The 14,795-nt window shown below is 68.4% G+C and carries 13 protein-coding genes, 1 rRNA gene and 1 riboswitch; of the genes, 12 read left to right on the forward strand and 2 right to left on the reverse strand.

The window, feature by feature from the left end:
* The 11 genes from rrf to ABZS97_RS39935 form a co-directional block, all read left to right on the forward strand.
* Positions 1-87: ribosomal RNA gene (rrf, locus tag ABZS97_RS39885) — 5S ribosomal RNA — on the forward strand; the annotation flags it as partial.
* Positions 88-251: 164 nt separating this feature from the next.
* Positions 252-860 carry a CDP-alcohol phosphatidyltransferase family protein gene (locus ABZS97_RS39890; protein ID WP_356147065.1) on the forward strand — a complete coding sequence of 203 codons (609 nt, stop codon included), beginning with the start codon at positions 252-254 and terminating at the stop codon, positions 858-860.
* A 113-nt stretch (positions 861-973) separates the two neighbouring features.
* Positions 974-3,469, forward strand: coding sequence for a mannose-1-phosphate guanyltransferase (locus ABZS97_RS39895; RefSeq protein ID WP_356147069.1), 2,496 nt, complete (start codon positions 974-976; stop codon positions 3,467-3,469).
* A gap of 90 nt (positions 3,470-3,559) precedes the next feature.
* Positions 3,560-4,462, forward strand: a complete 903-nt coding sequence (locus tag ABZS97_RS39900; RefSeq protein WP_356147072.1) for a DUF881 domain-containing protein — start codon at positions 3,560-3,562, stop codon at positions 4,460-4,462.
* Positions 4,459-4,791: a small basic family protein gene (locus tag ABZS97_RS39905; RefSeq protein ID WP_003988855.1), complete on the forward strand. Its 333-nt coding sequence runs from the start codon at positions 4,459-4,461 to the stop codon at positions 4,789-4,791. Before ABZS97_RS39900 ends, ABZS97_RS39905 begins: the two co-directional genes overlap by 4 nt.
* A 5-nt stretch (positions 4,792-4,796) precedes the next feature.
* The gene (locus ABZS97_RS39910) at positions 4,797-5,633 is read left to right on the forward strand and encodes a DUF881 domain-containing protein (RefSeq protein WP_356147077.1); all 837 of its coding nucleotides are present in this window, start codon (positions 4,797-4,799) and stop codon (positions 5,631-5,633) included.
* A 499-nt stretch (positions 5,634-6,132) separates the two neighbouring features.
* A complete protein-coding gene (locus ABZS97_RS39915) occupies positions 6,133-6,669 on the forward strand; it encodes an FHA domain-containing protein (protein WP_356147080.1) in 537 nt (178 codons plus the stop codon).
* A gap of 42 nt (positions 6,670-6,711) precedes the next feature.
* On the forward strand, positions 6,712-7,467 hold the full coding sequence (locus tag ABZS97_RS39920; protein WP_356147085.1) for a MerR family transcriptional regulator: 756 nt from the start codon (positions 6,712-6,714) through the stop codon (positions 7,465-7,467).
* A gap of 85 nt (positions 7,468-7,552) precedes the next feature.
* The gene (locus ABZS97_RS39925; RefSeq protein WP_006123076.1) at positions 7,553-8,026 is read left to right on the forward strand and encodes a bifunctional nuclease family protein; all 474 of its coding nucleotides are present in this window, start codon (positions 7,553-7,555) and stop codon (positions 8,024-8,026) included.
* Positions 8,027-8,243: 217 nt separating this feature from the next.
* Positions 8,244-8,879 carry a MerR family transcriptional regulator gene (locus tag ABZS97_RS39930; protein ID WP_356147088.1) on the forward strand — a complete coding sequence of 212 codons (636 nt, stop codon included), beginning with the start codon at positions 8,244-8,246 and terminating at the stop codon, positions 8,877-8,879.
* A gap of 131 nt (positions 8,880-9,010) precedes the next feature.
* Positions 9,011-10,477 (forward strand): DNA polymerase IV, encoded by a 1,467-nt coding sequence (locus tag ABZS97_RS39935; protein ID WP_356147091.1) that lies wholly within the window; start codon positions 9,011-9,013, stop codon positions 10,475-10,477.
* Here the strand turns inward: ABZS97_RS39935 and ABZS97_RS39940 are convergent.
* The gene (locus tag ABZS97_RS39940) at positions 10,396-10,770 is read right to left on the reverse strand and encodes a PRC-barrel domain-containing protein (RefSeq protein ID WP_356147094.1); all 375 of its coding nucleotides are present in this window, start codon (positions 10,768-10,770) and stop codon (positions 10,396-10,398) included. The genes ABZS97_RS39935 and ABZS97_RS39940 overlap by 82 nt on opposite strands.
* 113 nt (positions 10,771-10,883) lie before the next feature.
* Positions 10,884-10,978: riboswitch (glycine riboswitch) on the forward strand.
* A 182-nt stretch (positions 10,979-11,160) separates the two neighbouring features.
* Between ABZS97_RS39940 and gcvP the strand changes: the two genes are divergently transcribed.
* Complete coding sequence (gene gcvP / locus ABZS97_RS39945) at positions 11,161-14,046, forward strand: aminomethyl-transferring glycine dehydrogenase (protein ID WP_356147098.1); 2,886 nt, start codon at positions 11,161-11,163, stop codon at positions 14,044-14,046.
* 133 nt (positions 14,047-14,179) lie between these two features.
* Here gcvP and ABZS97_RS39950 read toward each other — a convergent pair whose 3' ends face one another.
* A complete protein-coding gene (locus ABZS97_RS39950; RefSeq protein WP_356147101.1) occupies positions 14,180-14,386 on the reverse strand; it encodes a DUF5999 family protein in 207 nt (68 codons plus the stop codon).
* Positions 14,387-14,795 lie beyond the last annotated feature (409 nt).

Here is a 14,795-nt window from a genome sequence, read left to right on the forward strand (position 1 = left end):
GGTTACATTCCGAACCCGGAAGCTAAGCCTCACAGCGCCGATGGTACTGCAGGGGGGACCCTGTGGGAGAGTAGGACGCCGCCGAACTCCTTTTAGAGCTCCGGTTCTTGGGCATGCAGCCCAGGGACCGGAGCTTTTTTGTTTTCCGGGCCGTTTGCCAGACAGCGCATCCACCCCTCAGTACCTCGGTGTGAACGCTGAGGGTAAGGTCAGGGGGCATCGTTGGCTCGTTTCCCACAGGAGGCCCCCGGGTGGAGGTCCAGGAGACCCGCGTCCAGACAGACCGGGTCCTCACCATCCCGAACATCCTCAGCATGGCGCGCCTGGTCGGCGTACCCGTCTTCCTGTGGCTGATCCTCAGGCCCGAGTTCGGCGGTCCCAAGAGCGATACTTGGGCGCTGCTCGTGCTCATGCTGAGCGGCATCAGTGACTACCTCGACGGAAAGCTCGCGCGACGCTGGAATCAGATCAGCAGCCTCGGCCGGCTGCTCGATCCCGCAGCTGACCGGCTCTACATTCTGTCCACTCTCGTAGGCCTCACCTGGCGTGAGATTCTTCCGCTTTGGCTGACCGGCCTGCTCCTGGCGAGAGAGCTGGTCCTGCTGGTGATGGTGGGCATCCTCAGGCGCCACGGCTATCCGCCGCCACAGGTGAACTTCCTCGGGAAGGCAGCCACCTTCAACTTGATGTACGCCTTCCCGTTGCTGCTGCTCAGCGACGGAAGCGGGTGGATCGCGTCAGTGGGTGCTATTTTCGGATGGGCGTTCGCTGGGTGGGGTACAACGCTGTACTGGTGGGCAGGGATCCTCTACGTGGTTCAGGTCCGCCGCCTGGTCAGGGCGGACACCACGGCCGATTGAGCTCGCCGATTGCGCGGCTGTAATGGCTCGATGGCCCGCTGACGAAAATTGCGGGACAATCAGGACGGGTGAGGTCGGCTGACCGTCGTCTCTTCAAGGAGGACGCTTCCGACATGAAGGCCGTTGTGATGGCCGGAGGCGAAGGCACACGCCTTCGCCCCATGACCTCAAGCATGCCCAAGCCGCTCCTACCCGTGGCCAACCGCCCGATCATGGAGCATGTGCTACGGCTGCTCAAAAGGCATGGGCTCAACGAGACCGTCGTTACTGTCCAGTTCCTGGCCTCCCTGGTCAAGAACTACTTCGGTGACGGCGAGGAGCTCGGTATGGAGCTCACCTATGCCAATGAGGAGAAGCCACTCGGTACTGCAGGGAGCGTGAAGAACGCAGAGGAAGCACTGAAAGACGACACCTTCCTCGTGATCTCCGGTGATGCGCTGACCGACTTCGATCTCACCGATCTCATCAATTTCCACAAGGAAAAGGGTGCGCTTGTCACTGTCTGTCTGACACGCGTGCCGAATCCACTGGAATTCGGGATCACCATCGTCGACGAGGAAGGCAAGGTCGAGCGCTTCCTCGAGAAGCCGACCTGGGGCCAGGTCTTCTCGGACACGGTGAATACCGGCATCTATGTCATGGAGCCGGAGGTCTTCAACTACGTCGAAGCCGATGTGCCCGTCGACTGGTCCGGTGACGTCTTCCCCCAGTTGATGAAGGAAGGCAAGCCGGTCTACGGCTATGTCGCCGAAGGATATTGGGAGGACGTCGGCACCCACGAGAGCTATGTGAAGGCACAGGCCGACGTCCTGGAGGGCAAGGTCGACGTCGAACTCGACGGCTTCGAGATCTCCCCGGGCGTGTGGGTCGCAGAAGGTGCGGAGGTGCACCCCGACGCCGTACTGCGCGGGCCGCTCTACATCGGTGACTACGCCAAGGTCGAAGCGGACGTCGAAATCCGCGAGCACACCATCGTGGGCTCCAACGTCGTCGTCAAGAGCGGGGCCTTTCTGCACAAGGCCGTTGTGCACGACAACGTGTACATCGGCCAGCACAGCAATCTCCGCGGCTGCGTCGTCGGGAAGAACACCGACATCATGCGGGCCGCGAGGATCGAGGACGGTGCTGTCATCGGCGATGAGTGCCTCGTCGGTGAAGAATCGATCATTCAGGGGAACGTGCGGGTCTATCCGTTCAAGACCATCGAGGCCGGCGCCTTCGTCAACACCTCGGTGATCTGGGAGTCGCGGGGCCAGGCGCATCTCTTCGGCGCCCGCGGTGTCTCCGGGATCCTGAATGTGGAGATCACTCCGGAGCTCGCGGTGCGGCTTGCCGGCGCGTATGCGACGACGCTGAAGAAGGGCTCCACCGTCACGACGGCCCGCGACCACTCCCGGGGTGCGCGTGCGCTGAAGCGGGCGGTCATTTCGGCGCTGCAGGCCAGCGCCATCGACGTACGGGATCTGGAGAACGTGCCCTTGCCGGTGGCGCGGCAGCAGACGGCTCGGGGCAGTGCCGGCGGGATCATGATCCGGACCACGCCAGGGGTGCCGGACTCCGTCGACATCATGTTCTTCGACAGCCAGGGGGCGGATCTGTCGCAAGGGAGCCAGCGGAAGCTGGACCGGGTGTTCGCGCGACAGGAGTACCGGCGGGCGTTCCCCGGCGAGATCGGCGATCTGCACTTCCCGGCCAGTGTCTTCGACTCGTACACGGGATCGCTGTTGAGGAACATCGACAGCACCGGGATTTCGGAGTCCGGACTGAAGGTCGTCGTGGATGCCTCGAACGGCAGCGCCGGGCTTGTGCTGCCCAGCCTGCTGGGCAAGCTCGGGGTCGACTCGTTGACCATCAATCCCGGGCTGGACGAGTCCAGGCCGACGGAGACGGCGGACGCGCGCCGTTCGGGGCTGGTGCGGCTCGGCGAGATCGTGGCGTCCGCGCGGGCTGCCTTCGGGGTGCGCTTCGACCCGGTGGGCGAGCGGCTCTCGCTCGTGGACGAGAAGGGCCGGATCGTCGAGGACGACCGGGCGCTGCTCGTCATGCTCGACCTGGTGGCCGCGGAGCGGCGCAGCGGGCGGGTGGCGCTGCCGGTGACCACCACGCGGATCGCCGAGCAGGTGGCGGCGTACCACGGGACGCAGGTCGAGTGGACAACCACGTCCCCCGACGACCTGACGCGGGTCGGGAGCGACGACTCCACCATCTTCGGCGGCGACGGCCGGGGCGGGTTCATCATCCCGGAGTTCAGCAGCGTCTTCGACGGTACGGCCGCGTTCGTACGACTCATCGGGCTGGTGGCGCGGACGCAGCTCACGCTCAGCCAGATCGATGCGCGGATCCCGCGGGCCCACGTCCTCAAGCGCGATCTCGCGACTCCCTGGGCGGTCAAGGGACTTGTGATGCGCCGGGTCGTGGAGGAGGCCGGGGAGCGGTTCGTGGACACCACCGACGGCGTGCGGGTCGTGGAGACCGACGGGCGCTGGGTGATGGTGCTTCCCGATCCGGCCGAGGCGGTCACCCATCTGTGGGCCGAAGGACCCGACGACGCATCCGCGCAAGCGCTGCTCGACGAGTGGTCGTCCGTGGTGGACAGCGCCGGGCGCTGAGCACGCGCGCGTGCCGGACAAGTGCCCCCAAGGGGGCCTGTCCGGCACGCCGGTGGGGCCATTCGGAGGTAGCGCCCGCGACGTGCGACGATGTGCGGCATGCCGCAGCAGCCCCCCGTTCGGAGCACCCCCGCGCGCCCCGCGCGCCCGGATGCCTCCATGTCGCTGCTCACCAACGTCATGGACCACAGCCTTGACGACGGATACGCCGAAGCAGCGGCCCGGAAGCAGGCCGAAGGCGCCGGGGGCATGCCCAAGACGGTACGGGCGAAGCTCGGTCTGGCCGTCGGTCTCGTACTGGCGGCTCTCGTGGTGACCGTGGGAGCGGCGAACGCGCGGATAGCGGCCCCTGTGGTCGCCAAGGAGCGCGAGGAGCTCATCGACCGCATCGAGCGGGAGACGGACGCGGCGGACAAGCTCGAGAGCAGTGTCGACACCCTGCGCGACGACGTGAGCGCGCGCCAGCGCGAGGCGTTGAAGAAGGACGGCGGGGGCCAGACCGATGTGGTGGACATCCTGTCGGGTGCCACGGAGGTGCACGGCCCCGGCGTAAAGCTTGTCGTGAACGACGCCAAGGAAGCCAGCACCGGCGGTGACGGCGATCCGCGTGAGACCTCCGGGTTCTCCGACACCGGACGGGTCCGCGACCGCGACATGCAGCGCGTCGTCAACGGGCTCTGGGAATCGGGCGCCGAGGCCGTCGCGATCAACGGGCAGCGGCTGACGGCACTGTCGGCGATCCGGGCCGCGGGCGACGCCATACTGGTCGACAACAAGCCACTGGTGCCGCCGTACACCGTGCTCGCGGTGGGGGACGGCAAACGGCTGAGCACGAAGTTCCAGAACAGCGCCGACGGACAGTATCTGCATGCGCTGCAGGAGAACTACGGCATCCGGACCAGCATCTCCGTGGAGAGTGACGTCCGGCTGCCCGCCGCACCGAGTGTGATCGTACGTACAGCACAGCCGAGCACAGAGAAGGGCACATCGTGATCGCCGTACTGGGCCTCGTCGTGGGAGTCGTGGCTGGACTGTTGGTCCGGCCCGAGGTTCCGGCGGTCGTCGAGCCTTACCTTCCGATCGCCGTCGTGGCGGCGCTCGACGCCGTGTTCGGTGGCCTGCGTGCCATGCTCGACGGCATCTTCGACGACAAGGTCTTCGTGGTGTCGTTCCTGTCGAACGTGGTCGTGGCCGCGTTGATCGTCTTCCTGGGCGACAAGTTGGGTGTCGGCGCCCAGCTGTCCACGGGTGTCGTGGTGGTCCTCGGTATCCGGATCTTCTCCAACGCCGCGGCGATCCGTCGGCACGTCTTCCGGGCGTGAGGCCGATGAGCAACGACGACGAGACCCCGAAGAACCGGCTGCGCGAGGAACTGCCCGAGGAGGTCCCGGCCCCCGAGGTCGCGCAGGCCGAGCGGGACGAGAAGGCCCCGGAGCCGTCGCTGACCGGCCGTCAGCGGCTCGTGCAGGGGATCTGGCCGCCACGCATGAGCCGCGCCCAACTCATCGTCGCGGTGCTGCTGTTCGGCCTCGGCTTCGGTCTGGCCATCCAGGTCGCGTCCAACAGCGACAGTGGAAGCGCCCTGCGTGGAGCACGTCAGGAAGATCTCGTACGCATTCTCGATGAACTCGACAACCGTACGCAGCGTCTTGAGGACGAGAAGCAGGGTCTGGAGGACCAGCGCACCGAGCTGGAGACCAGCTCGGACCAGGCCGAGGAGGCTCGCAAGCAGACGGTCGAGAAGGAGAAGCAACTCGGCATTCTGGCGGGCACGGTGGCGGCGCAGGGGCCCGGCATCACGTTGACGATCAACGACACGAAGGGAACGGTCGAAGCGGACATGCTGCTCGACGCGATCCAGGAGCTGCGCGCGGCCGGTGCGGAGGCGATCCAGGTGAACGGCGTACGCGTCGTCGCCGGCACCTATCTGACGGACGCCGACAAGGCAGTCAAGGTCGACGGGAACAAGATCACCCAGCCCTATCGTTTCAAGGTCATCGGCAAACCGCAGGATCTCGAACCGGCGCTGAACATCCCCGGAGGTGTGGTGCAGACGCTGGAGAAGGAGCAGGCCACCGTCACGGTGGACCGCTCGACGAAGATCGTCGTGGACGCCTTGCGACCGGCGAAGCGGCCTGACTACGCTCGGTCGTCCTCCCGGTGAACCGGCGGTGCATGGGGGTTGTCGGGCCCGGGCATGAGGTTGCGGGGGGTCGGCGCACCGAATGGGTGGTGCGTGGTGGAAACTGTCTGGTGGACACGGACGTTGTGAAGATGTCCGGGTCGACCGGCGGTGAGTGCAGTCAGGGTTCGTCCTGCCCCACGGGCGGGTCTGTTTCGGTCAAGGGGAATCGCCCGTGAAGTTGTTTGCGAAGTTGTTCGGCAAGAGCGCGCGAGAGGGCAATGACAACGCGTCCGCCCGTCATCGCGCACCGCGCCCCGGTGAAGAGGGCCAGAGCGGTGAGCGTCCGCTGTTCCGGGACCAGGTATCCGGCCCGGGTGGTGACATTTCCGGTGGTCAGGGCGCGCCGTCTGTTGACCCTGCCCAGTCCGGCCGCATAGGTTTCGGGGAACCGTCAACCTCAAGTACGGGTGGAGGGTTTGCCTCCGATCCGTATGCGTCCCATGCCCCTGGAGGGCAGCCGCGGCAGGAGGATCCGTCCATGTCGGCCCTGGTGTGTACGAGGTGCGGGAACCGCAACGCGGAGAACAGCCGGTTCTGCTCCAACTGTGGTGCGCCGCTGCGGCCCGGAGTGGCCGCCGAGCGTCCGTCCGAGACGACGTCCACGATCTCCATCTCCGGTCTTGAGGCCTACGACGCCGAGGTGACGGGGCAGACGGCGTCGCCGGCGCTCTCTCCGGAGGCGCAGGCGGCCGTAGACGCGCTGCCGCTCGGCTCGGCGCTGCTGGTGGTGCGTCGCGGTCCGAACTCGGGCAGCCGCTTCCTGCTGGACGGCGAGCTGACCACGGCGGGGCGTCATCCGCAGAGCGACATCTTCCTGGACGACGTGACGGTGTCGCGTCGCCATGTGGAGTTCCGTCGCGGTCCGGACGGGGCGTTCACGGTGGCCGACGTAGGCAGCCTCAACGGTACGTACGTCAACCGGGAGCGGATCGACTCGGTCGCGCTGTCCAACGGCGACGAGGTGCAGATCGGCAAGTACCGGCTGGTCTTCTACGCGAGCCAGCGGGGCATCTGACCGTCCTCCGGACCCGGTCCGGAGGGATCCCCAGGAAGGTCCATGCTTCAAACACCGAGCGGCGGTGCGGGTAGCGGCACCGCCGCCGCGGACAGTGGGCTGATGAGCATCGGCACGGTGCTCAATGCGCTGCGCGACGAGTTCCCCGAAGTCACCATCTCCAAGATCCGCTTCCTGGAGTCGGAGGGGCTCATCGAGCCGCAGCGAACCCCTTCGGGGTATCGCAAGTTCAGTGCCGCCGACGTCGAGCGGCTGGGCCACGTCCTGAGGATGCAGCGGGATCACTATCTGCCGCTGAAGGTGATCCGCGAGCATCTCGACGCCCTGGAACGCGGTGAGCAGGTGCGCCTGCCGTCCCTGGGGCGCCAGCGCGACTCCGGCGACGCGGAGCCCGCTGTCGACCTCTTCGGTGAGGCCGAGACGCCCACCGTCGCGCGGGTGGGGCGGGCCGAGCTGCTCGCCGCCGCCGAGATCGAGGAGCAGCAGCTCGAGGAGTGGGAGTCGTACGGGCTCGTCGCACCGCTGCCGGACGGGGCCTACGACGCCGAGGCGGTGACGGTCGCCTCGCTCGTCGTCGAGTTGGGGCGGTTCGGGATCGAGCCGAGGCATCTGCGGGTCATGAAGGCGGCGGCCGACCGCGAGGCGGGCCTTGTCGACCAGGTGGTGGCCCCACTGCGGCGCCACCGCAATCCGCAGACCAGGGCGCACGCGGAGGCCCGGACGAAGGAACTGGCGGGCCTCGCGGTGAAGCTGCACGCCGCGCTGGTGCAGACCGCGCTCGGCGTACGGCTGCCCTGAACCGGAGTGCCGGCCGACGGCCGGATCGTCCACCCGTTCTGTGCCCGACTACCCAAACATCCCGGGCACGGCCTAGGGTTGCTGTGTGAACGAGCTCGATGTCGTAGGTGTCCGGGTCGAAATGCCCTCCAACCAACCGATCGTGCTCCTGCGTGAAGTGGGAGGCGACCGCTACCTCCCCATCTGGATCGGGCCGGGGGAGGCGACGGCGATCGCCTTCGCACAGCAGGGCATGGCCCCCGCGCGACCGCTGACCCACGACCTGTTCAAGGACGTGCTGGAAGCCGTCGGTCAGGAACTCACGGAAGTACGCATCACCGATCTGCGTGAGGGCGTCTTCTACGCGGAGCTGGTGTTCGCGAGCGGGGTGGAAGTGAGCGCCCGGCCGTCCGACGCCATAGCGTTGGCGCTGCGCACCGGCACGCCGATCTACGGCAGTGACGGAGTGCTCGATGACGCCGGCATCGCGATCCCGGACGAGCAGGAGGACGAAGTGGAGAAGTTCCGCGAGTTCCTCGACCAGATCTCGCCCGAGGACTTCGGGACCAACAGCCAGTGAGGCCGCCGGGCGACAGGCGGCCGGATTGGCAATTGCCTGCGGCCAGTGTGGCGTGCTGCCGTCCGTCGTCAGAGCATTCGGCTAGCCTTTCCCCGCGGTGGAGCACGGGAAACCACTCCTAGGGTGATTATCACTCGGCGTGCCGAGTGTGGCGATCGTTGACGCGCCCCTGGTGACTGCCTACCGTCGAGAGGGCAGGTCAAGGACGGAGGTCGGCGTGAGAAGCAGCGGCGACGGTACGGCTGGGGGTGCCCCCGGACGCAGTCTGGGGGAGAGCGGCCCGTACCCGCTTCACGGCAGCGCGGCCGGTCATGTTCCGCAGCGGCCGACGGCAGTGTCCGGCGAGGGAGGGGCCGTTTCCGAGGAGATCGGGTACCGCGGTCCCACGGCGTGTGCTGCCGCGGGCATCACCTATCGGCAGCTGGACTACTGGGCCAGAACAGGTCTCGTCGAGCCCAGCGTGCGGCCCGCCTACGGGTCGGGGACGCAGCGTCTGTACAGCTTCCGGGACGTCGTCGTCCTGAAGATCGTGAAGCGCTTTCTCGACACCGGGGTTTCGCTGCAGAACATCCGCACGACCGTCCAGCACCTCAGGGAGCGCGGCTTCCGGGATCTGGAGCGGATGACGCTGATGAGCGACGGCGCGACCGTCTACGAGTGCACCTCGCCGGACGAGGTCCACGCGCTGCTCCAGGGCGGCCAGGGCATCTTCGGGATCGCCGTGGGCGTGGTGTGGCGGGACGTGGAGAGCGCACTCTCACAGCTGCACGGGGAGCGTGTGGACACCGGCGAGACGCTGGTCGGGCCCAATCCGGCGGACGAACTGGCGCGGCGCCGCAATCGCGCGGTCTGATACGTCTGACAGCCGGCATCGGCAGGGAACGGGATCAGCGGAGTGTCCTGACGTCCGGGATCAGCAGGTTGTGCGGGATGATGCCCCGGCGTGCCGGGGCATTGTCAGTGGCGTAGGGCAGCATCGGAGATGTGAGAACCACGCCCACGATCCTGCATCTCGACATGGATGCCTTCTTCGCCTCGGCAGAGCAGGCAGCCAAGCCGAGCCTGCGCGGGAAAGCGGTTGTGGTGGGCGGGCTCGGGCCGCGCGGTGTGGTCGCCACCTGCTCGTACGAGGCACGGGTTTTCGGGGTGCATTCGGCGATGCCCATGGCGCAGGCACGCAGGCTCGCGCCGAACGCCGCGTACCTGGTGCCGCGCTTCGGGCTCTATCGCGAGGTCAGCGAGCAGGTGATGGGGCTGCTGGGGGCGCTGTCGCCGCTGGTGGAGCCGCTCAGCCTGGACGAGGCGTTCGTGGACCTGGAGGCCGGGGGGACGGCCTGGGACGAGCGGTCGGCGCGTTTGACCGGGGCGAAGCTGCGCGCGGACATCCGGGCTGTGACGGGGCTGACGGGATCGGTGGGACTGGCCGCCTCGAAGATGCTTGCGAAGATCGCCTCGGAACAGGCGAAGCCCGACGGGCTCGTCGTGATAGAGCCGGGCACCGAGCGGGCGCTGCTGGGGCCGATGTCGGTGCGCACCCTGCCGGGCGTCGGTCCGGCGACCGGGGACCATCTGCGGCGGGCCGGGATCGGCACGGTCGAGGAGATCGCCGAAGCGGGCGAGGACGAGCTCGTACGGCTGCTGGGCAAGGCTCACGGGCACGCGCTGTACGCCATGGCGCTGGCGCACGACGAGCGCCCCGTGGTGGCCGAGCGGGAGACGAAGTCGGTCTCGGTCGAGGACACGTACGACGTGGACATCCACGACCGGGTCCGGGTCGGCCTGGAGGTGCAGCGGCTCGCCGACCGATGTGTGCAGCGGCTGCGCGGCGCGGGCCTGTCGGGGCGGACGATCGTCCTGAAGGTGCGGCGGTACGACTTCTCGACGCTGACCCGCTCGGAGACGCTGCGCGGGCCCACGGACGACACGGCGGTGGTCCGGGAGGCGGCTGCGCGGCTGCTGGAGGCCGTGGACACCACGGGCGGTGTGCGGTTGCTGGGCGTCGGGGTGTCGGGGCTTGCCGACTACACGCAGGAGGACCTCTTCGCGCAGGCGCAGGCCGCAGCGGGGGAGCGGGCGGCGCAGGAGCATCCCGAGGAGGAGCCAGCGGAGGAGGCCGCGGTGGAGCAGGTGCCGGTCGCCGAGCGGCGCTGGCCCGCGGGGCACGACGTACGGCATGCCGGGTACGGGCACGGCTGGGTGCAGGGCAGCGGGCTCGGGCGGGTCACGGTGCGGTTCGAGACGCCGTACTCCGAGCCCGGGCGCGTGCGGACGTTCCGGACCGACGACCCGGATCTGGAGCCGGCGGACCCGCTGCCGTTGGTGGCGCGAAGACCCGAGGAGCCCGGGCCCGCGACTGCGGAGGCGGGATCTCAGGTCTCTTCGGTGCCCGCGAGCCGGCCGAAGTCGAGGTCCGGTGGAAACGGGGGCGGGGAGGCCACGTCGAGTCCGTAGTGGTGGTAGAGCTGGATCTCCTGCTCCGGTGAGAGATGGCGGCCGACGCCGAAGTCGGGAGCGTCCTTGATCAGGGCTCGCTCGAAGGGGACCCGGAGGGTGCCCTCGACGAGCTCGCTGGGCTCCAGGGGCACGAAGGCGTCCCTGCTGAACAGGCCGGTGCGTATGGCCGCCCACTCAGGAACGCCGGTCGCGTCGTCGAGGTAGACCTCGTCGATGGTGCCGATCCTGGTGCCGTTGCGGTCGAGTGCCTTGCGGCCGATCAGGTTGCGCGGATCGATGTCGGTCTGCACGGGCCCTCCACTTGGTCGCAAGTCATCCGTAAGCACTACAAAAGAGCACATTGGGCGAGGTGGCCACTCGAAGGCTCGTGCGTTGTCCCCGCTGGTAGGCTGGCACCGGCTGCTGACCCCGTGCGGGAGAGTCTCCAGACATCATCGGAGACGCCGAAGGAGCAAATCCTCCCCGGAATCTCTCAGGCCCACGTACCGCACGGACGAGGTCACTCTGGAAAGCAGAGCGGGTGTCAACGGCTCCCGCTCTCACCGACGGTGAAAGCCGGAGCGTCGAGCACAGTGGACGGTCCGGTGAAGCTCTCAGGTTGAGATGACAGAGGGGGAGGCCGTCGGGGTACCCGTGCCGTGGTGCCCCTCGAAGGTCGTATCGACCAGGAGGCCTCCGTAATGACCGCCAGTCGCATTCCGCTCTCCGAGCTCGAACAGGGCATCCCCTTCGAGCAGCGCCACATCGGCCCCGACCACGAGGCCCGGGCCAAGATGCTCGCGCAGGTGGGATACGGCTCGCTCGACGAGCTGACGGCCACCGCGGTACCGGACGTCATCCAGAACGCCGACGCGCTCGGCCTTCCCGGTGCCCGCACCGAGGCCGAGGTCCTCGCCGAGCTGCGCTCCCTCGCCGACCGCAACCAGGTCCTCGGTTCGATGATCGGCCTCGGGTACTACGGCACCTTCACGCCTCCGGTGATCCTGCGCAACGTGATGGAGAATCCGGCCTGGTACACCGCGTACACGCCGTACCAGCCGGAGATCTCGCAGGGCCGCCTGGAGGCGCTGCTGAACTTCCAGACCGTCGTCGCCGAGCTGACCGGACTGCCGACGTCGGGCGCCTCGCTGCTCGACGAGGGCACCGCTGCCGCCGAGGCCGTGGCCCTGTCGCGACGGATGGGCAAGAACAAGAAGGGCCTCTTCCTCGTCGACGCGGACACCCTGCCGCAGACCGTCGCCGTGATCCAGACGCGCGCCGAGCCCACCGGTGTCGAGGTCGTCGTCGCCGACCTGAGCGGCGGCATCCCCGCCGAGCTGGCCGAGCGCGACATCAACGGCGTGCTGCTCCAGTACCCGGGCGCCTCCGGTGCCGTACGTGACATCAAGCCGGTCATCGACCAGGCGCACGAGCTCGGCGCGGTCGTCACCGTCGCGGCCGACCTGCTCGCCCTCACGCTGCTCACCTCGCCCGGTGAGCTGGACGCCGACATCGCCGTCGGCACGACGCAGCGCTTCGGTGTCCCGATGGGCTTCGGCGGCCCGCACGCCGGTTACATGGCGGTGCGCGAGAAGTTCGCGCGCAGCCTGCCCGGGCGGCTCGTGGGTGTCTCCGTCGACGCCGACGGCCACAAGGCGTACCGGCTCGCCCTGCAGACGCGGGAGCAGCACATCCGCCGGGAGAAGGCCACCAGCAACATCTGTACGGCTCAGGTGCTGCTCGCCGTGATGGCCGGCATGTACGCCGTCTACCACGGGCCGCAGGGGCTCAGGGCGATCGCCCGGCGCACCCACCGCTACGCCACGATCCTCGCCGGGGGTCTGAAGGCGGGCGGCGTCGAGGTCGTGCACGGCTCCTACTTCGACACGCTGACCGTGCGGGTGCCGGGCCGCGCCGCCGAGGTCGCCGCCGCCGCGCGCGACAACGGTGTGAACCTCCACCTCGTCGACGCCGACCAGGTCTCGATGTCCTGCGACGAGACCACCACGCGGGCCCAGCTGGACGCCGTCTGGAGCGCGTTCGGCGTCGAGGGCGACATCGAGGCCCTGGACGCTGCGACCGAGGACACGCTGCCGGCCGACCGGCTGCGCACCGACGAGTACCTCACTCACCCGGTGTTCCACCAGTACCGCTCCGAGACGGCGATGCTGCGCTACCTGCGCAAGCTGTCCGACCGCGACTACGCGCTGGACCGCGGCATGATCCCGCTGGGCTCCTGCACCATGAAGCTCAACGCGACCACCGAGATGGAGCCGGTCACCTGGCCCGAGTTCGGCCAGCTGCACCCCTTCGCGCCGGCCGAGCAGGCGCAGGGCTACCTCACGCTCATCCACGAGCTGGAGGATCAGCTCGCCGAGGTCACGGGCTACGACAAGGTCTCGCTCCAGCCGAACGCGGGCTCGCAGGGCGAGCTGGCCGGGCTGCTCGCCGTGCGCGGCTATCACCGCGCCAACGGTGACGAGCAGCGCACCGTCTGCCTCATCCCGTCCTCCGCGCACGGCACCAACGCCGCGAGCGCCGTGATGGCCGGCATGAAGGTCGTCGTCGTGAAGACCGCCGAGGACGGCGAGATCGACGTCGAGGACCTGCGCGCCAAGATCGAGCAGTACCGCGACGAGCTGTCGGTGCTGATGATCACGTATCCCTCGACGCACGGAGTGTTCGAGGAGCACGTCGCCGACATCTGCGCCCAGGTGCATGAGGCCGGCGGCCAGGTGTACGTCGACGGGGCCAACCTCAACGCCCTGGTGGGCCTTGCCAAGCCGGGTCACTTCGGCGGCGACGTCTCGCACCTGAACCTGCACAAGACGTTCTGCATCCCGCACGGCGGCGGCGGCCCGGGCGTCGGCCCGGTCGGTGTGCGCGCGCACCTGGCGCCGTATCTGCCGAACCACCCGCTGCAGCCCGCCGCCGGTCCGGAGACGGGCGTCGGCCCGATCTCGGCCGCGCCCTGGGGCTCCGCGGGCATCCTGCCGATCTCCTGGGCGTACGTCCGGCTGATGGGCGGCGAAGGTCTCAAGCGCGCCACGCAGGTGGCCGTGCTGTCCGCGAACTACATCGCCAAGCGCCTGGAGCCGCACTACCCGGTGCTGTACACCGGCCCCGGCGGGCTCGTCGCCCACGAGTGCATCATCGACCTGCGCCCGCTGAGCAAGTCGACCGGTGTCAGCGTCGACGACATCGCCAAGCGCCTGATCGACTACGGCTTCCACGCGCCGACGATGTCCTTCCCGGTGGCCGGCACGCTGATGATCGAGCCCACCGAGTCCGAGGACCTGATCGAGCTGGACCGTTTCTGCGAGGCGATGATCGCGATTCGCGGGGAGGTCGAGAAGGTCGGCTCCGGTGAATGGCCCGCGGACGACAACCCGCTGCGCAACGCGCCGCACACCGCTGCCGCGCTCGGCGGGGAGTGGGAGCACGCGTACACCCGCGAGGAGGCCGTCTTCCCGGCCGGTGTCTCGGCCGCGGACAAGTACTGGCCGCCGGTGCGCCGCATCGACCAGGCCTACGGCGACCGGAACCTGGTCTGCTCCTGCCCGCCGCTGGACGCGTACGAGGACTGATCACCGCGCAGGACGCGGGCGCTCACGAGGAGTAGTCGACCTCGGACATGCGTCGGGGCCGGTTCGGAGGGTGTTACTCCGGGCCGGCCCCTCTCATGTCCGGGCGGCCAGGCCGCCCGTCGTGCGCTGCCGCTCAGGCGGCCGTCATCACCTGGTCGATGCCCATGGGGCGGTGCGGGGCGATGATCTGGCCGTCGGGCAGGAGCTCACCGGTGTCCTCGAAGAGCAGAACGCCGTTGCACAGCAGGCTCCATCCCTGCTCCGGGTGGTGCGCCACGAGACGGGCGGACTCCCGGTCGGCGGATTCGGCTGTCGGACACGGTGGCTGGTGCTGGCACATTGATGGGATCTTTCGCTGGGTTGTGATGTCGGTGATCGCTGTGGTGTCTGTCCCGCGGCTCGACATGCTCATGGCCGCCCCCCGTTGGTGTGTGGTCTGAACCCAGTGTTGCCCTACGGACGTCAATCCGCAGGGATTTGACAGCAGCGCTCCTCACAGGTTGATGACGCATCACCCGTGCGGACGGTTCATCCCAACTGCACTGTCTCTTCGGGTGGTTCGACGTGGCCGAATGGGGCTAGTCCGGTGGGGCGAGGAGCGCGTTTTGCCTCGTACGAGCGCTGCATGGCCCGAACGAGCGGCAGCGGGGCACGCCGCTCGATTCGCGCGCGCCCTGTCACGCGAGGGAGCTGACAGCTTCGTGGTGCTCGACGCGCTTGCGGCATCACCCCGACAGGTGACGCGGGGG

Source organism: Streptomyces sp. NPDC005485 (genome assembly GCF_040606085.1).
Taxonomy (GTDB): Bacteria; Actinomycetota; Actinomycetes; order Streptomycetales; family Streptomycetaceae; genus Streptomyces.

Excerpts from the sequence above, each read along its gene's own strand:
- ABZS97_RS39915 (WP_356147080.1), top strand. The coding sequence starts at position 6,133 with ATGTCGGCCCTGGTGTGTACGAGGTGCGGGAACCGCAACGCGGAGAAC.
- ABZS97_RS39900 (WP_356147072.1), top strand. The coding sequence starts at position 3,560 with ATGTGCGGCATGCCGCAGCAGCCCCCCGTTCGGAGCACCCCCGCGCGC.
- ABZS97_RS39950 (WP_356147101.1), bottom strand. The coding sequence starts at position 14,386 with ATGTGCCAGCACCAGCCACCGTGTCCGACAGCCGAATCCGCCGACCGG.
- gcvP (WP_356147098.1), top strand. The coding sequence starts at position 11,161 with ATGACCGCCAGTCGCATTCCGCTCTCCGAGCTCGAACAGGGCATCCCC.
- ABZS97_RS39920 (WP_356147085.1), top strand. The coding sequence starts at position 6,712 with ATGCTTCAAACACCGAGCGGCGGTGCGGGTAGCGGCACCGCCGCCGCG.
- ABZS97_RS39910 (WP_356147077.1), top strand. The coding sequence starts at position 4,797 with ATGAGCAACGACGACGAGACCCCGAAGAACCGGCTGCGCGAGGAACTG.
- ABZS97_RS39895 (WP_356147069.1), top strand. The coding sequence starts at position 974 with ATGAAGGCCGTTGTGATGGCCGGAGGCGAAGGCACACGCCTTCGCCCC.